The organism is Microbacterium wangyouchuni (assembly GCF_051546305.1).
GTDB lineage: Bacteria > Actinomycetota > Actinomycetes > Actinomycetales > Microbacteriaceae > Microbacterium.
Genome location: NZ_JBPTMA010000001.1, coordinates 488,833 through 507,699, shown reverse-complemented (window position 1 = coordinate 507,699; position 18,867 = coordinate 488,833). Strand labels below are relative to the sequence as shown.

Below are 18,867 nucleotides of genomic sequence, written 5' to 3'. Positions count from 1 at the left end.
CCGTTCGTCCCGGCGCGCAGACCCCGTCTCGCCACCCCGGGCACGCGAGCGTCGCTAGTCTGGAGGGGTGAAGATCCTCGTCCTCGGTTCCGGTGCCCGTGAGCACGCGATCATCCTCGCCCTGAAGGCCGAGCAGACGGAGCACGAACTGCTCTGCTCGCCCGGCAACGCCGGCATCGCCGAGGATGCGACGCTCGTCACCGTCGACCAGCTCGACGGCGGAGCGGTGACCGCCTTCGCCAACGAGAATGCTGTCGACCTCGTCATCATCGGCCCCGAGGCTCCGCTCGTCGCCGGCGTCGCCGATGCGTTGCGCGAGCGCGGCATCCCGGTGTTCGGACCGGGCAAGGCCGCCGCTCAACTGGAGGGGTCGAAGGCCTTCGCGAAGCGCATCATGGATGCTGCATCCGTGCCGACCGGACGTGCCGTGCGTGCAGCATCCGCCGTCGAAGTCGAAGCCGCATTCGATGACCTCGGCGCACCCTACGTGGTGAAGGCCGACGGCCTCGCCGCTGGCAAGGGAGTCATCGTCACCTCCGACCGCGCCGAGGCACTCGCGCACGCCGAGCACTATCTGCCGACCGGCCCGGTGCTGATCGAGGAGTTCCTCGCAGGCCCCGAGGTCTCACTGTTCTTCCTCTCCGACGGCGACACGGTGCGCGCGCTCAGCCCCGCGCAGGACTTCAAACGCGCCTACGACGGCGACGCGGGCCCCAACACCGGCGGCATGGGCGCCTACTCACCACTGCCGTGGCTGGATGAGCAGTTCGGCAGCGAAGCAGCCTTCGTCGACCTGGTCACCGAGCAAGTCGCCCTCCCCGTCATCCGCCAGCTGGATGCCGAAGGCACCCCGTTCATCGGCCTGCTGTACGCCGGACTCATCCTCACCGACGCGGGCATCAAGGTCATCGAGTTCAACGCACGCTTCGGCGACCCTGAGACGCAGGTCGTACTGCCCCGGCTCGTCACGGCGCTGTCCGAGTTGCTGCTGGCGGCAGCATCCGGAACCCTCGAAGACCAGCCGCAGCCCGTCTTCAGCGACGACGTCGCGATCACCGTCGTCCTCGCCAGCGAAGGCTACCCAGAGGCCCCGCAGACCGGTCGCCAGATCTCCGGGCTCGCGGATGCCTCAGGCGTAGAGGGCGTGCGCATCGTTCATGCGGCGACTGCGGGTCCGGATGCCCCGGGCGGAGACCTCGTCGCCACCGGCGGTCGGGTGCTCAACGTCGTCGCGGTCGGAGCAGACTTCGCCGCCGCGCGGGCACAGGCCTACGAGGCGATGAACCGCATCAACCTGGATGGCGCGCACTTCCGCAGCGATATCGCCGCCCGCGTCAGCGAGTAACCAGCGGCCGAGCACCGGCTGCCGAGCACCCAGCGGCCGAGCGCCTCACCTGGTGAGGCTGAAGCTACGCGGCAGAATCTCGGGTGAAAGCGCGTATTCCACGGCGAGCATGCTCGCCCCGCGGACGGCAGCCTGCCCGGCTGTCGCCGACTGCACGATCGCGAGCTGCTCGGTGGCCAGCGGCATCGAACGGGTGTAAACGACCTCGCGCACCCCGGCGATGAGATGCTCTCCGACGCGAGCCATTGCCCCGCCGATGACGATGACCGAGGGATTCAGCAGGCTGACGGATGCCGTGAGCACCTCGCCGAGGTCGCGTCCTGCCTGCCGCACTGCTTGAACCGCGTCGAGACTGCCACCCTTGACGAGTTCGACAACGTCGTGACCGCTGCGAGCTTCGATCCCCTGCGCGGCGAGATTGCGTGCGATCGCGGGTCCGGAGGCGAGCGCTTCCAAGCATCCGGTGTTGCCGCAGTGGCACGGCACGTCCGCACCGCGAGCGACGCGCACATGTCCGAGATCACCGCCGATTCCCTGGGCTCCGCGCAGCAGCTGACCGCCGGAGATGATGCCCGCACCGATTCCGGTCGCCACTTTCACGAAGATCAGGTGATCTGTCGTCGGCCAGGCAGCTGCCCTCTCGCCGAGAGCCGAGATGTTCACGTCGTTGTCGACGAGAACCGGAACATGCAGATGCTGCTGCACCCAACCGGGCACGTCGAAGCCGTCCCAGCCGGGCATGATCGGCGGACGAGCCGGGCGACCGGTGGAATGCTCCACCGGCCCCGGAACACCGACGCCGATGGCAGCGATGAGGCTGCGTTCGAGATCGATCTCGATCATCAGCTCGGTCACCGCGTCCACCAGCCAGTTCAGCACGGCCTCGGGTCCGGTCGCTACGGCGATGTCGCCGGTGCGCTCGGCCAAGATGGTGCCCGCAAGATCTGTGACGGCGACGGTCGTGTGCGAGGCGCCGATATCAGCGCCGATGACCACCCTCGAGGCAGGGTTCAGGGCGAACTGCGAGGGCGGACGCCCTCCCGTCGAGACTGCGTCGGCGACCGGGGTGATGAGCCCCATTCGCATGAGCTCATCCACGCGTGCGGCCACCGTCGAGCGCGCGAGACCAGACGTCTTCGCCAGCTCGGCCCGGGTGCGCGGCTCGCCATCGCGGAGCAACTGGAAGAGTTCCCCGACGCCGGGACCGCTCAAATTGCTTGCCATGGTGCCCCTGTAGATGTCGTGATCAGCGTCTGAAAGCTGCGCCGTTTAGTGGAGAGTCCGCGCATGTCTCCGGTATGAAAGTCTACGCGCGCGGCGTCGGCGACTTGATCGGCTTGAGCGCCTTCGGCGTCTTCTTCGAGGTGCTCCCACCGGCGAAGCGCTGCTGCAGCAGCACGGCGACGACGATGATCACGCCCTTCGCGATCGCCTGCAGCGACGAGGACATGTTGTTCTGTACGAAGACGTTCTGCAGCGTCGCGAAGATCAGCACGCCGAAGACAGTGCCGGTGATGGTTCCCCGCCCACCGATCAGCAAGGTTCCGCCTACGACGACTGCGGCGATGGCATCCAACTCGTAGAGGTTTCCGTGGGTGGAGGTTCCGGCGGTGGTGCGTCCGAGGATCATGATCGCGGCGATGCCGGCGGTCAAACCTGCGAGCGCGTACAGCAGCATAGTGTGCTGCTTGACCTTGATGCCGGCGAGCCTCGCGGCCTCGCGGTTGCCGCCGATCGCAACCGTACGACGCCCGAACGTCGTGCGGTTCAGCAGTAGCCAGCCGGCGACGGCGACGATGGCGAAGATCCAGATCAGAATGTCGATGCCGAGCAGGTCGATGTTCATCGCCTTGAGGAAGTCGCGGTCCGAGACGACAAGCGTGCGGTTATTGGCGAGTACCTCTGCGAGCCCACGCGCTCCGACCAGCATGGCGAGGGTCGCCATGAAAGCCGCGACCTTGCCGTAGGCGATGACGACACCGTTGATGAGGCCCGCTCCCGTTCCCACGAGCAGCGCGACGATGATCGTGACTATCCAGTGCGACGATTTGGCGATGTCCTGGATGGCGGCGAGCGAGCCGACGACGGATGCCAGTGCGAGCACCGCGCCGACGGAGAGGTCGATGCCACCGCCGATGATGACGAAGGTCATGCCGACGCTGATCACGCCGATGATCGAGGCCTGTCGCAGGATCACCAGGGCGTTGCCGAAGTTGGTGAAGCTGTCGAATGCTGTGACCATGCCGACGACGACGATGGCCAGCAGCGCCAGCACAAGACCGATATTGCGCCCTGCGGCGCCGGAGAACAGCGACTTCAGCGGCGAGGCCGATTTCTGGTCGACGGCGGGATTCTGGGTCAGCTCGCTCACGCGGCGGTTCCTTTCATGACGAGATCGAGCACACCGTGCTCGTCGATCTCGGAAGCGGGAAGAGAAGTGAGTACGCGTCCGTCGCCGACGACGAGCACGGTGTCGGCGAGACCGAGGACTTCCTCGATCTCGCTGGAGATCACGACGATCGCGTGGCCGTCCGCGGCCAGGTTGCGAATCAACGCATAGATCTCCGCACGGGCGCCGACATCGACGCCGCGCGTGGGCTCATCCAACAGGAGGATACGACTGCCGTGCACGAGCCAGCGCGACAGCAGAATCTTCTGCTGGTTGCCGCCGGAGAGGGTTCCGGCGGGAAGATCAGGGTCTGCGGGGCGCAGTTCCATCGCCGCGATCTGCTCGCGAGCGATGGTGCGCTCGGCCCGCTCATCGAGCCAGCCGGCCTTCGCCTCCCGGGTGAACGAGGACAGTGTGATGTTCCGAAAGATCGGTTCACCGAGAACCAGCCCCTGTGATTTTCGCTCTTCCGGGCTGAGGCCGAGCCCTGCCCGAACGGCGGCCGACACCGAACCCTTCCGCAGCGGCTTGCCTTCGACTCGGACGCTGCCCGAGGTCGCGGACCGAGCACCGTAGACGGTCTCGATAATCTCGGACCGACCAGATCCGACAAGCCCCGCGAGTCCGATGATCTCGCCGGCTCGCACCGAGAACGACACGTCATCGAAGACGCCGTCCAGGCTGAGGTCCTCGACCTCGAGCAGAACGGGGGCGTCGGCGGCGATCGGCACGGCTGCGGGGAAGACGTTCTCCACGACTCGGCCGGTCATGTGCTTGATGAGCGTGGCGGTCGACGTATCTGCGACCAAAAGGTTGCTCGCAGTGCTCGCGCCATCTTTGAGCACGGTGATCCGGTCGCCGATCGTGCGGATCTCCTCAAGGCGGTGCGTGATGTAGATCACGGCGATGCCCTCAGCTGTGAGGTCCTTCACGATGTGGAAGAGATTGCGCACCTCTTCGGAGTCGAGAACGGCCGATGGTTCATCCATCACGATCAGCTTGATGTCGTGCGACAGCGCCCTGGCCATGCTCACGATCTGCTTCTGCGCGGCGCTGAGCGAACCCACCTCGGCGTGCGGCGACAGCGATTCGTGCCCGAGCCGCTTCAGCAGCGCCCGCGTCTGAGCGGTGGTCTCGCTGCGGCGAGTGAATCCGCCACGAGAGAGCTCGTGCCCGAGGAAGATGTTCTCGGCCACCGTGAGATCGTCGACGACATCGAGTTCCTGGTACATGGTGGCGATACCGAGATCGATGGCTGCCTGTGGGTTGTCGATCGTGACGACCTCACCGTTCCAGCGCACCTCACCGGCATCGGGTTGGTAGACGCCGGCAAGCGTCTTGATCAGCGTGGACTTTCCCGCGCCGTTCTGCCCGAGCAGGCAGTGCACTTCGCCCGGGAGAATCGCGAGGTCGACCCCGCGCAGCGCTCGGACAGCACCGAAGGTCTTCTCGACTCCACGCATTTCCAGTAATGCCGAAGTTTGGTCATCTTTGATCACAGCAGGAACATAACACGCTCTCTTTGCGAATGCGAGACCACGCCGCTGGATCCAAATCGGCGCGGCACAGCACGGAGGCCCTGCTCAACGACTGGATTCCAACGTTGCATAATCTTTTGCCTAAACCAATGCAAAAGCTGGCCAACCTGCGCATGCTTCTGCTACGTTGACGGTGTCAGTGCTCGTGCGTCCGTGAGTAATGCAGTCCGCTCCGCGTGCGCATCGAACGCATCTGCATCACATTTCAAGGAGGAAAGACATGCACAGCATGCGCACACGCAGGCTTCGTCCGTTGATGGCAGGAGCGGCCGCACTGTTCGCGGTCACTCTGCTCGCCGGTTGCACCAGCGACGGCAGCGAAGGCGAAGCGAACACCGAGAACCAGGGCACCACCAGCGAGGAGAACCAGGCCTCCGGCGACACGGTCACCATCGGTTGGTCCGGCCCTGAGGCCGACCACGGATGGCTCGGCGCGATCAACACCGGTGCCATCAACGCGGCGGAGGGCTTCGACGACGTCGAACTGCGCCAGGCCGAGGGCACCAACGATGCCAACCAGCAGATCGCTGCGGTGGAGCAGTTCATCAACGACGGGGTGGACGCCATCGTGCTCCTGCCGACCGACGGTGCAGCTCTCACGCAGGTCGCCCAAAAGGCGATGGACGCCGGCATCCCCGTCATCAACGTCGACCGCGAGTTCTCGAGCACCTTCGCCTCGCGCGTCACGGTACTCGGCGACAACTACGGCATGGGCGTCAGCGCTGGCACCTACATCTGCGAGGAGCTCGATGGCCAGAGCGACGCTGTGGTCGCAGAGATCGCCGGCGTCGACTCACTGCCGCTGACCCAGGATCGCTCCCAGGGCTTCGCAGACGCGCTCGAAGTGTGCGGCCTCGAGGTCGGCCCGCGCGTCGCCGCGGACTTCACCGTCGCCGGCGGCGAGACCGCAGCCTCGCAGCTGCTCTCGGCGAACCCGCAGATCGATGCGATCTGGAACCACGATGACGACCAGGGCGTCGGCGTCATGGCCGCTATCGAATCAGCAGGCCGCGATGAGTTCTTCATGGTCGGCGGTGCTGGCAGCGTGAACATGATGGATCGCATCAAGGCAGATGACAGCGTCATCAAGGCGACCGTCATCTACCCGTCCACGCAGGCTGCCGACGGCATCGCGCTGGCGCGACTGATCGCTCAGGACAAGACGGTGAGCGATCTGATCACGCCGAGCGTTCCGTACCGCATCGTGCTGGACGCCCCCGTGGTGACCAAGGACAACGTCGACGAGTTCATCGATCTCGCGTTCGAGTCCTGATCACCTCTGTGGGGCGGGCACTTCCGTGCTCGCCCCACGCTATTTCTTGGAGTAAAGATGACAACTGAGCTGCGAGTGGCCATGATCGGCCACGGATTCATGGGAGCGGCGCACTCCGTCGGCTGGCGCCAGGCACCGGCCGCGTTCGATCTGCCTCTCGCACCGCAGATGAGCGTGCTGGTCGGCCGCGACGCGGACAAGACCGCCTCCGCTGCCCGCAAATGGGGCTGGGCCGAGACCTCTACTGATTGGCGCGCTGTCATCGAACGCGACGACATCGACCTCGTCGACATCGTCACCCCCGGCGAATCACACGCCGAGATCGCCATCGCCGCACTCGCCGCCGGAAAGCACGTGCTGTGCGAGAAGCCACTGGCCAACTCCGTAGCTGAGGCGGAGGCGATGGCCCAGGCCGCTGCCGAAGCCGCTGAGCGCGGCGTGCGCGCGATGGTGGGATTCACCTATCGGCGAGTGCCGGCAGTGACCCTCATGCGCGACATGATCGCCGCGGGTCGGATCGGCAGCATCCGCCAGGTGCGGGCGAGCTATCGACAGGATTGGCTTGCCGATGCCGAATCCCCGATGACCTGGCGCCTCGACAAGGATCGCGCCGGCTCCGGCGCCCTCGGGGACATCGGTGCGCACGCGATCGATATGGCGCAGTTCGTTACCGGCCAGGACGTCACCAGTGTGTCCGGTGTGCTCGAGACACTCGTCAAGGAACGCCCGTTGATGGGCGAGAGCATCGGCCTCGGCGGCACCGCAGGTGCTGGTCGCGGCCGGGTCACCGTCGATGACGTCGCCATCTTCACCGGGCGTCTCGACTCTGGCGCTCTGGCATCCTTCGAGGCCACGCGATTCGCAACCGGACGCAAGAACGCCCTCGACATCGAGATATCCGGCGATGCCGGTGCGCTGCACTGGAACCTGGAAGACATGAACGTGCTCGAGTTCTACGACGCGACCGCAGATACCGCGACGCAGGGCTTCACCCGCGTGCTCGTCACCGAACCCGAGCATCCCTACCTCTCGGGCTGGTGGCCGAGCGGCCATATGCTCGGCTACGAACATGGTTTCTCCCATCAGGTGAAAGACCTGGTCGAGGCGGTTGCATCCGGCACCGACCCGCACCCGGGATTCGCCGAGGGCCTGCTCGTGCAGCGGGTGCTGGATGCGGTTGCGCGCAGCGCGGCAGGCGGATCCGCCTGGACCGACGTCTAAACGACAAACAGACAAGAGAAAGAGGACGACGATGTCACGACCAGTCACTTTGTTCACCGGCCAGTGGGCCGACCTGCCGTTCGAAGAGGTGTGTCGCCTCGCGGGCGAATGGGGCTACGACGGCCTGGAGATCGCCTGCTGGGGCGACCACCTGGACCCCTGGCGCTGGGATGACGATGAGTACATCCAGGACCGACTCGCGATCCTGGAGCGCAACGGCCTGAAAGTCTGGACGATCTCCAACCACCTCAAGGGTCAGGTCGTCTGCGACGACCCGATCGACGAGCGCCACCGCAACATCGTCTCGGACCACGTCTGGGGCGACGGCGATCCCGAGGGCGTGCGTCAGCGCGCAGCGGAAGAGCTGAAGAACACAGCCCGGCTAGCAGCCAAGCTCGGCGTGAAGACGGTCACCGGATTCACCGGCTCATCGATCTGGAAGTACGTCGCAATGTTCCCGCCGGCAACCGACGAGATGATCGAGGCCGGCTACCAGGACTTCGCCGATCGGTGGAACCCGATCCTCGATGTGTTCGATGAGGTCGGTGTCCGCTTCGCGCACGAGGTGCACCCGTCTGAGATCGCCTACGACTACTGGACGACCAAGCGCACCCTCGAGGCAATCGGGCATCGGGAGGCGTTCGGACTGAACTGGGACCCCTCGCACATGGTGTGGCAGGACATCGACCCGGTTGCCTTCCTCTGGGATTTCCAGGACCGCATTTACCATGTGCACTGCAAGGACACGAAGAAGCGCCTGGGCAACGGTCGCAACGGCCGCCTTTCCTCGCACCTTCCCTGGGCTGACCCGCGCCGCGGATGGGACTTCATCTCCACCGGTCACGGTGACGTGCCGTGGGAGGACGCCTTCCGGATGCTGAATGCCATCGGATACACCGGGCCGCTGTCGGTGGAGTGGGAGGATGCCGGCATGGACCGGCTCGTCGGAGCTCCAGAGGCACTGGAGTTCGTGCGGAAGCTGTCGAAGTACCGGCCGTCGGATGCCGCGTTCGACTCGGCGTTCTCTACGAAGTGAGAACCTTCTCGACCCGCTGAACCGCTGAGTCGACTGCGGCTCGCGGTGTCGTTCCCTTACTCGCTCTGTCGTTCGTGGCACGCGCTGCATTTCTTTCTGCAGCGCGTGTCACTTTCATTCGCGCAAGCAGAATTCAACGGACACCGCTCAGCGGCCGCGAAGAAGCGCCGCTATCGAGATATCCTCGTCGATCTGTGGCCAATGGATGCCTTCGCCTACGCCGATTTCCGTGGAGAATGAGTGCGTTTCATCTCCTGGCCGCGCTTACGTCGCGGCGCCAGATGCTTCGGACGCCGCAGGAACAGCACTGCGGCAACGCCGAGCAGAATGAAGGCCGCCGGAAGCAGCATCGTCTGCGCCATGGCATCTGCGAAGTGTGCGGCGACGGCATCCGGCAGCTTGCCACCACCGAAGCTGCCCGATCCATCCTCTGAGCCCGGCAGATTCGCGACCAGCCGATTCTGCATGAACGCGGCGATGGCGGCGGAGCCGAGGACCGAACCGATCGTGCGCGCGGTGTTGTAGATGCCCGCTCCGGCACCCGCCTGGTGCATCGGCAGATCGCGCGTTGCTGTGGTGGCGAGCGGCCCCCACATTCCCGCGTTGCCGAAGCCGAGCAGCGCCGAGGGAATGAGCAGCCAACCGATCGGAATCTCGGTGTTCATCATCGCGGCGAACAAGAACAGCGACACCGATACGAGCAGCAGCCCGGGAACCAGCATGAGACGCGGGTCGATGCGGTCCAGCAACTGGCCCGCGAACGGCGATACGACCCCGGCTGCGATCGCCATGGGAATCAGCAGCAGCGCTGACTCGGTCGGTGTGAGTCCACGCGCCGTCTGCAGGAAGAACATCAGTGGCAGCCCCTGCGCTGTCACGGTGAAGCCCACCGTGACGATCGTGATGTTCGACCAGGCGAAGTTGCGGTTTCGGAACAGGTCCATCGGTACGAGCGGCTCATTCTTGGTGCGCGACTGATACCAGAGGAACAGCCCCAGCACGATGACACCCGCGATGATCAGACCCCACACAGAGATCGGGCCCCAGATCACTCCCCAGTCGTAAGCCTCCGCCTCCTGCAGGCCGAAGACGATGAGAAACATCGCCACGGCGCTGAGGAAGACACCCGGAATGTCGAAACGGTGCTTGTGCGTCTCCAGTTTCGGCACCAGCATCCATGCGAGCACGAACCCGACGACACCGACGGGCAGATTGATGAAGAAGATCCATTCCCAGCCGAGCCCGTCGACGAGGAATCCGCCGGCCAGCGGACCGACGAGCATAGCGACGCCGGATGCTCCGCCCCACAGTCCCATCGCCGCTCCGCGCCGCTCGGGCGGGAACGTGCGGGTGATCACCGCCATCGTCTGCGGCGTCAGCAATGCCGCGCCGATGCCCTGCGCGGCGCGCGCCCAGATCAGCCCATCGAGGGTCGTCGACAGACCGCACCACAGCGATGCCAGCGTGAAGATCGCGAGTCCTGCGAGATAGATGTTCTTCGGACCGAAGCGGTCGCCGAGGCGGCCTGTAATGAGCAGGGGAACGGCATAGGCGAGCAGATAGGCACTGGTGACCCACACCACCCGGTCAAGGTTGTTCGAGGTAGGATCCAGCGCTGCCTTGATGGCCGGGTTCGCGACCGAGACGATCGTCGTGTCGACCAGAATCATGAAGAAGCCGATGACGAGCGCCCACAGCGCCGGCCATGGGCTGCGCTCGGGCGCGGGCGCGGACGCTGTCGATGATGGGCGCTGCTCGGTCACGCCGCCACGCTACACCCGGCCGGGGACGCTGGTTCCCCGCATCCGTCCCACCCGGGATAATGAACACGTGAGCGAAGCGACGAGAATCCCCAACTGGCGTCACCTCTACTCGGGCAAGGTCCGCGACCTCTACGCCTCCGAGGATCCGGCAGACACCCGCATCCTCGTCGTCGCCAGCGACCGGGTGAGCGCATTCGACTTCGTTCTGTCCCCCGGCATCCCGGACAAGGGCGCGCTGCTGACCGAGCTGAGTCGCTGGTGGTTCGCGCAGCTCGACTTCCCTAATCACCTCGCCGAGGGTGAAGTCCCGGATGCTGTCGCCGACCGCGCCATGCTCGCGCAGTCGCTGGAAATGCTGCCGATCGAGTGCGTCGTGCGCGGATACATCACGGGAACGGGGTGGGCCGAGTACGTCGAGAACGGCACTGTCTGCGGCATCCCGCTGCCCGCCGGTCTCCAGAACGGCGACCGCCTGCCCGAGCCGCTGTTCACCCCCGCTTACAAGGCGCCGATGGGCGAGCACGACGAGAACATCACGTTCGAGAAGGTCGTCGAGCTCGTCGGAGCAGCGCGTGCGACTGAATTGCGGGACGCATCCATCGCGATCTACACACGCGCTGCCGCAATCGCCGAAGAACACGGTCTGATCCTCGCCGACACGAAGTTCGAGTTCGGAACGGATGCCGAAGGCACCCTGCGCCTGGGCGACGAGGTTCTCACCAGCGACTCCTCCCGCTACTGGGATGCCGCGGCCTGGCAGGCCGGCACGACTCCCACCGAGCGGATGGCAAGCTTCGACAAGCAGATCGTCCGCGACTGGCTGGCCGCGAACTGGGACAAGCAGGGCGAGCCGCCCGTGCTGCCCGAGGAGATCGTCGTGCGCACCGCCGACCGCTACCGCGAGCTCATCACCCGGTTGACCACGTAATCAGGGCGCAGCCACTCGCACGTCGGTGTGGATGAAGTCGTCGCCCTTGAACAGGAGCGGCTCGTCGCGCGCGATCGCGAGAGCGTAGCTGAAGCAGTCACCGAAGTTGAGCTTCGCCGGGCTTCCGGAGCCGCGCCCGTATCGACGATGCGCGGCGAACGCCGTTCGGGCGATCGCCTCATTGACGGGAACGACTTCGGCGTCTGTCACGCGCAACAGCTCTTCGAAGCGCTCGGTGAGTCCTCGCTCACGCTTCCCTTCGAGCACGATGCTGCATTCAGTCAAAGTCGCCGCCGAAAGCTTCACGGGTTCGCTCGCGAGAAGCGCGCCATACGCTTTGCCTTCGGGCTCATCGAGCAGAACGGCGACGAAAGCCGAGGAGTCGACGATCATCGCGGCAATCCATTCTCGTCATACATCTCATCGATGATCGCTTCGTAATCAGCCCACGTGTACCGAACTCTGCTGGCCTCCTCCACGATCCGGGCGATGCCCGCAAGTTTCTCCGCGCGTTGCTTCTCTTTCGCTCCGTCCACCTCTTCGAGTCTTCGGCGCACCGCATCCTCCACCGCGCTCGTCTGGCTCTGGCCGGTGAGTTCCGCGAGCCGGCGCACGAGAGCGTGCACTTCTTCATTCTTGATGTTCAGGCTCATGGCACCCATTTTCGCACCCTTCTACCATTACTGCCACAGTTCTACCCTCGGCATCCGACATTGCCGCGCCCAGTGCAGGACCGCGCCAGCATCCAGCTAACCCTCAGGAATCGGTAGTGTTACTCCAGCACTTCCGCCATCCCGAAATGAGGAGCTCCCGCATGCCCGTGTGGAAAATTCACGGTGACGGTCACACCGTCGCACCCGGTTCTGTCGTCAAACCCGAAGAACGACTGAACTGGCCGGCCACCTTCGCAATCGGCGCACAGCACATCGTCGCGATGTTCGGCGCGACGTTCCTGGTGCCGATCATCACCGGCTTCCCCGTGTCGACCACGCTGCTCTTCTCGGGTATCGGCACCCTGCTGTTCCTGCTGATCACGCGCAACCGCCTGCCCAGCTACCTCGGCTCGTCCTTCGCGTTCCTCGCGCCGATCACGGCGATCAACGCCGGCCAGTCGCTCGAGACGGCGCAGCAGATCACCCAGGCGCTCGTCGGCGTCCTCGTCGTCGGTGTCGCGCTCGCGGCGATCGGTTTCATCGTTCAGGCCGTCGGCATCGGCTGGATCGACAAGCTCATGCCTCCGGTGGTGGCAGGCTCGATCGTTGCCCTCATCGGCTTCAACCTCGCTCCCGCAGCCTGGAACAACTTCAACGCCCAGCCCGAGCTCGCCTCGATTACTCTCATCGCGGTGATCCTGTTCAGCGTGCTGTTCCGGGGATTCCTCGGACGCATCTCGATCTTCCTCGGCGTCATCGTCGGCTACATCGTGGCGATCTTCACCGATCAGGTGCGGTTCGAGGGCATTGAGGATGCTGCGTGGATCGGCCTGCCCGACTTCCACCTCGCCGCGATCACCGACCCGATGGCATGGGCCTACGTGCCGATGTTCCTGCCCGTTATCCTCGTGCTCATCGCCGAGAACGTCGGTCACGTCCGCGGCGTCGCGACCATGACCAACGACCCGTCAATCAACAAGCACACCGGTCGCGCACTCCTCGCCGACGGTGTCGCCACGGCGCTTGCGGGTGGATTCGGCGGTTCGGCCACGACCACCTACGGCGAGAACATCGGCGTGATGGCGGCGACTCGCGTGTACTCGACCGCGGCCTACTGGGTCGCCGGCGCAGCGGCCATCCTGCTCGCCTTCTCACCCAAGGTCGGATTCATCTTCAACACGATCCCCGCAGGGGTCCTCGGTGGCGTCACGACGGCGCTGTACGGCCTCATCGGCGTCATCGGCATCAAGATCTGGGTCGACAACCGCGTCGATTTCTCCCGGCCGGTCAACCAGTACACGGTGGCCGTGTCGTTCGTGCTCGCCATCGGCGGATACGCCATGAACTGGGACGGCTTCGAGCTCGGCGCCATCGTGTTGGGCACCGTCGCCGCCCTCCTCATCTACCACCTGGGCAACGCGATCGCTCGCGCTCGCAAGACCGGTGCCGATGACGGCGGCCCCATTCCCGCCGTCGGCCCGCTGGGCGGCGACCCGGAGTAGCCTCTCGCCTGTTGCACTTGTCGGAGCCTGTTGCATCCGTCGGAGGAATTCTAGAGAAACCTCCGACAGATGCAACAGGCTCCGCTGTGCGTAACACCCCTCACACGCGGAATCGGATGCGCACGCCCGGCGGCAGCTGCCCGGCGAGGTCCAAGCACCGATCGGTCACGGCGCCGATGATCGGGTAGCCGCCGGTGAGCGGGTGATCCGGCAGGAACAACACCGGCTGCCCATCCGGTGGCACCTGGATCACTCCCGTCACCGCGCCCTCACTGGGAAGTTCGCTCAGGATGCTGCGCTCCAGCGGCACGTCGCCCTGCAGCCGCATGCCGACGCGATCGGAGCGGGACGTGACCAGCCACTCCTGCTCGGTCAACGTCGCGCGTGCCTTCGCGGTGAACCAGTCGTCGCGGGGGCCGAGCGTGATCTGCAGCTCGACGAGATCTCCGGGTGCTGGCAGCATCCGCTCAGCGGCAATGGGCTCCACCACCCCGCGCCTGGTCGAACCGATCGGGATCGAATCTCCGCTCAGCAGTGCCGCAGGACCGAGACCGGCGAGCGTGTCGCTCGCTCGACTGCCCAGAGCGGATGCCACATCCACACCGCCACGAACACCGATCGTGTAGCGCAAGCCGTTGGTCGGATGCCCCAGTGTGAGCTCATCGCCGTCGGCCGTCGCGAAGGGCACACCGTGCACGGCAGTGCGGGGGCCGACGGCATCTACAAGCGAAAGCGCTCCGATGGCGCCGGTGACCACGGCGACCCCAGCGCCACGGAAGCGCAGCACCACACCGCCGACACTCTCCACAACGGCGGAACCAGGCTCATTTCCGACCGCTCGATTCGCGTCGCGCAGCGCTCTGCGGTCGGCGGCTCCGGATGCTGAGACACCGAGCGCCGCATGGCCCGGTCTGCCCGCATCCTGAACCAGCAGTTGCAGCGAAGTCTGCACGACCTCGATGGCGCCCGCGCGCCGATCAACTGCCGGATGATCTGGGACCTCCCGCCGTCCCGGTACAGCCACGACAGCGGCTGAGTCCCGCCGCGCCCGCGCGAATCGCACCGCGGCCCCGGGCGCCAGCAACGCGGGCGGGTCGCGGTTGATGTCCCACATGACGGCATCGGTGCGGCCGATCAGTTGCCACCCGCCCGGGCTCTCCCGCGGATACACCCCGGTGAACTCGCCAGCAAGCGCCACTGCCCCTGCCGGAACACGCGTCCGTGGCGACGACCTGCGCGGCACCTGGAACAACGGATCATCGCCGACGAGGTATCCGAACCCGGGCGCGAATCCCGAGAAGGCCACCTCCCAGTGCGCGGCCAGGTGTCGAGTCACCAGTTCCTCAGGCGATACGCCGAGCAGCGCGGCGACCTCCGCAAGGTCTTCACCGTCGTAGTGCACGGGAATGACGACTTCGTGCTTCGTCGACTTGTGCGCGGCATCCGTCCCGGTCGCCTCCAACGCCGCAGCCAAAGATGCGGCCGAGACCTGCGCGGGATCGAATCTCACGAGCACCGTGCGTGCTGCGGGAATTCGCTCGATGATTCCCGGCACCTGCTCCCAGGCGCGGTTCATCCGCATCGCCTCAGCAAGATCGGTGGCTTCGACGAGAAGTGCGCGATCGGATGCCTGAAGAATGCGCATCAGACGAACGGGGCTATCGTCACGCCCGCCCCCTGTAGCGACCGCTTAGTCTCCGCCGCCATGGCCACAGAACCGGGACTGTCACCATGCACGCAGATCGATTGCGCATCCACCCGGATGTCCGAGCCGTCGACCGCGCGGATCACCCCTTCGGTCACAAGTCGCACCATGCGATCGGCCACCTCGCGCGGATCGTGCAGAACAGCATCCGGTTGGGTGCGCGCGAGCAACTGACCGGTGGGCGCATAGGCACGATCGGCGAACGCCTCGGCGGCCACGGCGAGCCCCGCCTGTCGGGCGACGTCCAGTGCGATGCCGCCGGCCAGTCCCAGCAGTACCAAGCTCGGGTCGATCGCCCGGACGGCAGCGACGACATCCTTCGCCTGACGCTCATCGTGCGCGATCGCGTTGTACAGCGCACCGTGCGGCTTGACGTACGAGACCGTCGTACCAGCCGCGGACGCGAGCCCTATCAACGCGCCGAGCTGATATTCGACGTGTGCCTGCAGCGTCGCTGAGTCGATATCGACCGGGATGCGCCCGAAGTTCGCGTAGTCGCGGTAGCTCGGATGCGCGCCGATGGTGACGCCGCCCCGTGCGGCTCTGGTGAGCGTTTCGCGGATGCCTTCCGGGCTCCCGGCGTGGAATCCGCAGGAGATATTGGCGCTGGTGACGATGCGCAGCATGCTTGCGTCATCGCTGACGATGCGGTCTGCGACGTTCTCGCCCAGGTCGGAGTTCAAGTCGATGCTTCCCATGGCGCTCCGATTCGTCAGCTGGCGATTCACCCCCGAGTGTAGGCGTGATCCGGTCGGGAATATCTCGCACGGGCCCGGGGTTATCCCCAGCATGAACGAAAAACTTGCCGCGGCAACAAGTATGGGTGCCGTCACTTTGTTCGTCGGCGACCTCGATGCTATGACAGCGTTCTACCGCGACATCGTCACCCTTCAGGTGCTGAGCACCGAACGCGACAGTGTGGTGCTTGGACGCTCCGGAACACCGATCGTCATCCTGCAGCACGAGCCGACACTCAAGCACCAGGCCGCCGGATCGGCCGGTCTGTTCCACACCGCCATCCTGTTCGAAACGCAGGCAGCTCTCGCCTCGGCACTGCTGTCGGTCGCGCAGCATGCGCCCCAGACGTTCACCGGCAGCGCGGACCACCTCGTCAGCCAGGCGTTCTACCTCACCGATCCCGAAGGCAACGGCATCGAGCTGTACTGGGATCGTGACCGCTCGGAGTGGTCTTGGACGCACGGCCAGGTCGAGATGGCCACCCTCTACCTCGACCCCAACACCTTTCTGCGCGAGCACCTCGGCGAGGCCCCCACCGACACGGCCCCTGCCCAGATCGGCCACGTGCACCTCTCCGTCGGCGACGCGGCAACCGCGCGCAGCTTCTACGTCGACCAGCTCGGCTTCGACGCGACCGCCTCGCTCGGCGATCAGGCGCTGTTCGTCAGCGCCGGCGGATATCACCATCACATGGCGATGAACGTATGGAACTCGCGCGGAGCAGGCCCACGGATGCCCGCACTCGGGCTCGGTCAGGTCGACCTCGCCCTGCCGAACACGGATGCCCTCGGTGACCTCGGCGAGCGTCTGAAGCACTTCGGCACTCAGGTCGCCGATGACGGCAAGACGCTCACATTCCTCGACCCGTGGCACAACACGCTGAAGGCAGAACTGGCGGCTTCCTGAGCGAATCAGCCGAGCGGAACGCGCAACTCGGCAGGATGGCGGCCCGCGAGGGTCGGCCACACAGCATCCGCGGCATCCGTCGGAATCTCGATGTGATGCGGCACCCCCAGAGTCTGCGTCCCGGCGGCTCGAGCCGCCGCGAGACCGATCAGTGAATCCTCGATCGCCACACAGTCTCGCGCCTCGACCCCGAGCAGTTCGACCGCCCGCAGGTACGCGTCCGGGAACGGTTTGCCCTGCTCGACGTCGTCACCGGTCACGACGACATCGAAGGTGCCCTTCGGCAGTGCGGCGATAATCGTGTCGGCATAGGTCCGATACGACATGGTCACCAGAGCGAGTCGGATGCCGGAACCGCGAAGCGCCGCGAGCATCTCGAGCGCTCCGGGACGCCAGGTGAGACCGGCCAGAGCGGTGTTGCGCATGGCCAACTCCAAGTGCCGCTCGACCAGCTCCGCCACAGATGCGTCAGCACCGAGCCGCTGCATGAGCGCAGCGCCGTCGGTCAGTGCCATTCCGACCAGTGGGGTCAGATCCTCTGCGCTCGGTTGAATGCCATGGAATCGGAGGATCTCGTCTGCGGCGGCGATCCAATGCGATTCGGTGTCGACGATCGTGCCATCCATATCCCAGAGAACCGCGGCCGGACGGCGGTTTGCGGGCTGTCTGTTACTCATGGTGCTCCTGTTTCAGCGCTCGGCCTCGTGCAGGCGGTGAAGCCGTGCACGAGGCCGAGCAGGGGTGAATCAACCGCGCGTCTGGTGGCGGCGCAGGTCATCGGCGATCTCCGGATACCGGGTCATCGCACTGTCCTCACTCTCACCACGTGGCACAGGATAGAGGACCAGAACAAACGGACCGTTTCTCTACGCCGAAGCGCGCACCACCAGTTCCGTCGGCAGGATCGTCGTCTGCGGCGGCTCCTCGCCCTTCAGTCGCGACAGCAGCACCGCGGTCATTGTCTCGCCCATCTGATACATCGGCTGGCGTACTGTCGTCAGCTGCGGAACCGCGCTCAGCGCGACCGCCGAGTCGTCGAAGCCCACAACGGCGATGTCCTCCGGCACGCGGATCCCCGCACCGCGCAGCACCGTCAGTGCCCCGCGCGCCATCAGATCGCTGGCGAAGAAAATCGCATCCGGCATCCCGATCTCCAGGATTTGCCGCGCGGCCTCGACACCACTCTCCTCGCTGAAGTCGCCCTCCACCTCGGCGAAGGGGGTGAGCCCTGACTCGGAGAGCACCTCACGATAACCCTGCACACGATCGACCGAGGCAAGCATCGTCGAGGGCCCGGAGACCGTCGCAATGCGCGTGCGCCCACTGTCGACGAGGTGCTGGGTTGCCCCGCGAGCGGCGGCCACGTTGTCGACGTCGACGACATAGTCGCCGGGCCGCGGGTTCGCTGATCGTCCACCGAACACGACAGGCACAGCATCCATGATCTGCTCGATGAACGCGTCACTGGTGTGATGCGAGACGATCAGCGCCCCATCCACTCCCCCGTTGCGCACGAAACTCGTCATCTTCGCCCCGGGATCGTCACTGGCGACGAGCAGATTCAACAGGTAGTCCGAGCCGCCGAGCGCACCGGTGATACCGGCGACGATCGATGCGAAGAAGGGTTCACCGAAGAACCGCGTGGTGTCCTCCGGAACAATCAACGCGATCGCGTGCGTCTGTCGTGACGCGAGCGAACGCGCCGCACGGTTGGGCACATAGCGCAACGTCGCGATCGCGTTCTGCACGGCTTCGAGCGCGGCCGGACTGACCGCGGTCGAGCCATTGACCACGCGAGAAACCGTCGACCTGGACACTCCGGCGGCCGCAGCCACCTCTTCGATGGTTGCGCGTGAAAGCACGGCTCCCC

18 protein-coding genes are annotated in these 18,867 nt (G+C 65.6%); 7 read left to right on the top strand and 11 right to left on the bottom strand.

Translation table 11 applies throughout. The features are described from left to right. The first annotated feature begins 67 nt into the window (after window positions 1-67). Entirely contained in the window at window positions 68-1,345 is a 1,278-nt protein-coding gene (purD, locus tag ACSS7Z_RS02500; RefSeq protein ID WP_438252860.1) for a phosphoribosylamine--glycine ligase, read from the top strand. A gap of 45 nt (window positions 1,346-1,390) precedes the next feature. Here purD and ACSS7Z_RS02495 read toward each other — a convergent pair whose 3' ends face one another. From ACSS7Z_RS02495 to ACSS7Z_RS02485, 3 genes are all read right to left on the bottom strand, one after another. Next, window positions 1,391-2,569, bottom strand: coding sequence for an ROK family transcriptional regulator (locus ACSS7Z_RS02495; protein WP_438252859.1), 1,179 nt, complete (start codon window positions 2,567-2,569; stop codon window positions 1,391-1,393). Window positions 2,570-2,651: 82 nt separating this feature from the next. Then, the gene (locus ACSS7Z_RS02490; protein ID WP_438253065.1) at window positions 2,652-3,707 is read right to left on the bottom strand and encodes an ABC transporter permease; all 1,056 of its coding nucleotides are present in this window, start codon (window positions 3,705-3,707) and stop codon (window positions 2,652-2,654) included. 5 nt (window positions 3,708-3,712) lie between these two features. Beyond that, the gene (locus ACSS7Z_RS02485; RefSeq protein WP_438252858.1) at window positions 3,713-5,197 is read right to left on the bottom strand and encodes a sugar ABC transporter ATP-binding protein; all 1,485 of its coding nucleotides are present in this window, start codon (window positions 5,195-5,197) and stop codon (window positions 3,713-3,715) included. A 295-nt stretch (window positions 5,198-5,492) separates the two neighbouring features. Here ACSS7Z_RS02485 and ACSS7Z_RS02480 point away from each other — a divergent pair, with 295 nt between their 5' ends. The 3 genes from ACSS7Z_RS02480 (at window position 5,493) to ACSS7Z_RS02470 (ending at window position 8,802) form a co-directional block, all read left to right on the top strand. Continuing rightward, window positions 5,493-6,545 (top strand): substrate-binding domain-containing protein, encoded by a 1,053-nt coding sequence (locus ACSS7Z_RS02480; protein WP_438252856.1) that lies wholly within the window; start codon window positions 5,493-5,495, stop codon window positions 6,543-6,545. A gap of 81 nt (window positions 6,546-6,626) precedes the next feature. Next, complete coding sequence (locus ACSS7Z_RS02475; protein WP_438253064.1) at window positions 6,627-7,766, top strand: Gfo/Idh/MocA family protein; 1,140 nt, start codon at window positions 6,627-6,629, stop codon at window positions 7,764-7,766. Between the two features lie 31 nt (window positions 7,767-7,797). Then, window positions 7,798-8,802: a sugar phosphate isomerase/epimerase family protein gene (locus tag ACSS7Z_RS02470; protein WP_438252855.1), complete on the top strand. Its 1,005-nt coding sequence runs from the start codon at window positions 7,798-7,800 to the stop codon at window positions 8,800-8,802. Window positions 8,803-8,949: 147 nt separating this feature from the next. Here ACSS7Z_RS02470 and ACSS7Z_RS02465 read toward each other — a convergent pair whose 3' ends face one another. Together ACSS7Z_RS02465 and ACSS7Z_RS02460 are read right to left on the bottom strand one after the other, a co-directional pair. Further along, window positions 8,950-9,009 (bottom strand): DUF2442 domain-containing protein, encoded by a 60-nt coding sequence (locus ACSS7Z_RS02465; protein WP_438253063.1) that lies wholly within the window; start codon window positions 9,007-9,009, stop codon window positions 8,950-8,952. Between the two features lie 8 nt (window positions 9,010-9,017). Then, window positions 9,018-10,565, bottom strand: a complete 1,548-nt coding sequence (locus tag ACSS7Z_RS02460) for an MFS transporter (protein ID WP_438252854.1) — start codon at window positions 10,563-10,565, stop codon at window positions 9,018-9,020. 67 nt (window positions 10,566-10,632) lie between these two features. On the opposite strand from ACSS7Z_RS02460, the gene ACSS7Z_RS02455 reads away from it, so the two are divergent. Next, entirely contained in the window at window positions 10,633-11,493 is an 861-nt protein-coding gene (locus ACSS7Z_RS02455; protein WP_438252853.1) for a phosphoribosylaminoimidazolesuccinocarboxamide synthase, read from the top strand. On the opposite strand, the gene ACSS7Z_RS02450 is transcribed toward ACSS7Z_RS02455, so the two are convergent. After that, a complete protein-coding gene (locus ACSS7Z_RS02450; protein ID WP_438252851.1) occupies window positions 11,494-11,886 on the bottom strand; it encodes a type II toxin-antitoxin system VapC family toxin in 393 nt (130 codons plus the stop codon). Then, on the bottom strand, window positions 11,883-12,146 hold the full coding sequence (locus tag ACSS7Z_RS02445; protein ID WP_438252850.1) for a type II toxin-antitoxin system VapB family antitoxin: 264 nt from the start codon (window positions 12,144-12,146) through the stop codon (window positions 11,883-11,885). The genes ACSS7Z_RS02450 and ACSS7Z_RS02445 overlap by 4 nt, the downstream gene beginning before the upstream one ends. 161 nt (window positions 12,147-12,307) lie before the next feature. Here ACSS7Z_RS02445 and ACSS7Z_RS02440 point away from each other — a divergent pair, with 161 nt between their 5' ends. Next, complete coding sequence (locus ACSS7Z_RS02440) at window positions 12,308-13,648, top strand: uracil-xanthine permease family protein (protein ID WP_438252849.1); 1,341 nt, start codon at window positions 12,308-12,310, stop codon at window positions 13,646-13,648. Between the two features lie 100 nt (window positions 13,649-13,748). Here ACSS7Z_RS02440 and ACSS7Z_RS02435 read toward each other — a convergent pair whose 3' ends face one another. After that, window positions 13,749-15,293 (bottom strand): 5-oxoprolinase subunit B/C family protein, encoded by a 1,545-nt coding sequence (locus tag ACSS7Z_RS02435; protein ID WP_438252848.1) that lies wholly within the window; start codon window positions 15,291-15,293, stop codon window positions 13,749-13,751. Then, window positions 15,293-16,051 (bottom strand): LamB/YcsF family protein, encoded by a 759-nt coding sequence (locus tag ACSS7Z_RS02430; protein ID WP_438252847.1) that lies wholly within the window; start codon window positions 16,049-16,051, stop codon window positions 15,293-15,295. Before ACSS7Z_RS02430 ends, ACSS7Z_RS02435 begins: the two co-directional genes overlap by 1 nt. Before the next feature lie 91 nt (window positions 16,052-16,142). On the opposite strand from ACSS7Z_RS02430, the gene ACSS7Z_RS02425 reads away from it, so the two are divergent. After that, the gene (locus ACSS7Z_RS02425) at window positions 16,143-16,997 is read left to right on the top strand and encodes a VOC family protein (RefSeq protein ID WP_438252846.1); all 855 of its coding nucleotides are present in this window, start codon (window positions 16,143-16,145) and stop codon (window positions 16,995-16,997) included. A gap of 5 nt (window positions 16,998-17,002) precedes the next feature. Here ACSS7Z_RS02425 and ACSS7Z_RS02420 read toward each other — a convergent pair whose 3' ends face one another. Both ACSS7Z_RS02420 and ACSS7Z_RS02415 read right to left on the bottom strand, forming a co-directional pair. Beyond that, complete coding sequence (locus tag ACSS7Z_RS02420) at window positions 17,003-17,674, bottom strand: HAD family hydrolase (protein WP_438252845.1); 672 nt, start codon at window positions 17,672-17,674, stop codon at window positions 17,003-17,005. Between the two features lie 189 nt (window positions 17,675-17,863). Continuing rightward, the gene (locus ACSS7Z_RS02415) at window positions 17,864-18,859 is read right to left on the bottom strand and encodes a LacI family DNA-binding transcriptional regulator (RefSeq protein WP_438252844.1); all 996 of its coding nucleotides are present in this window, start codon (window positions 18,857-18,859) and stop codon (window positions 17,864-17,866) included. Window positions 18,860-18,867 lie beyond the last annotated feature (8 nt).

Coding starts and splice junctions, on each gene's coding strand:
- ACSS7Z_RS02495 (WP_438252859.1), bottom strand. CDS start 2,569: ATGGCAAGCAATTTGAGCGGTCCCGGCGTCGGGGAACTCTTCCAGTTG.
- ACSS7Z_RS02485 (WP_438252858.1), bottom strand. CDS start 5,197: ATGCGTGGAGTCGAGAAGACCTTCGGTGCTGTCCGAGCGCTGCGCGGG.
- ACSS7Z_RS02480 (WP_438252856.1), top strand. CDS start 5,493: ATGCACAGCATGCGCACACGCAGGCTTCGTCCGTTGATGGCAGGAGCG.
- ACSS7Z_RS02475 (WP_438253064.1), top strand. CDS start 6,627: ATGATCGGCCACGGATTCATGGGAGCGGCGCACTCCGTCGGCTGGCGC.
- ACSS7Z_RS02470 (WP_438252855.1), top strand. CDS start 7,798: ATGTCACGACCAGTCACTTTGTTCACCGGCCAGTGGGCCGACCTGCCG.
- ACSS7Z_RS02450 (WP_438252851.1), bottom strand. CDS start 11,886: ATGATCGTCGACTCCTCGGCTTTCGTCGCCGTTCTGCTCGATGAGCCC.
- ACSS7Z_RS02445 (WP_438252850.1), bottom strand. CDS start 12,146: ATGAGCCTGAACATCAAGAATGAAGAAGTGCACGCTCTCGTGCGCCGG.
- ACSS7Z_RS02440 (WP_438252849.1), top strand. CDS start 12,308: ATGCCCGTGTGGAAAATTCACGGTGACGGTCACACCGTCGCACCCGGT.
- ACSS7Z_RS02435 (WP_438252848.1), bottom strand. CDS start 15,293: ATGCGCATTCTTCAGGCATCCGATCGCGCACTTCTCGTCGAAGCCACC.
- ACSS7Z_RS02430 (WP_438252847.1), bottom strand. CDS start 16,051: ATGGGAAGCATCGACTTGAACTCCGACCTGGGCGAGAACGTCGCAGAC.
- ACSS7Z_RS02425 (WP_438252846.1), top strand. CDS start 16,143: ATGAACGAAAAACTTGCCGCGGCAACAAGTATGGGTGCCGTCACTTTG.
- ACSS7Z_RS02420 (WP_438252845.1), bottom strand. CDS start 17,674: ATGAGTAACAGACAGCCCGCAAACCGCCGTCCGGCCGCGGTTCTCTGG.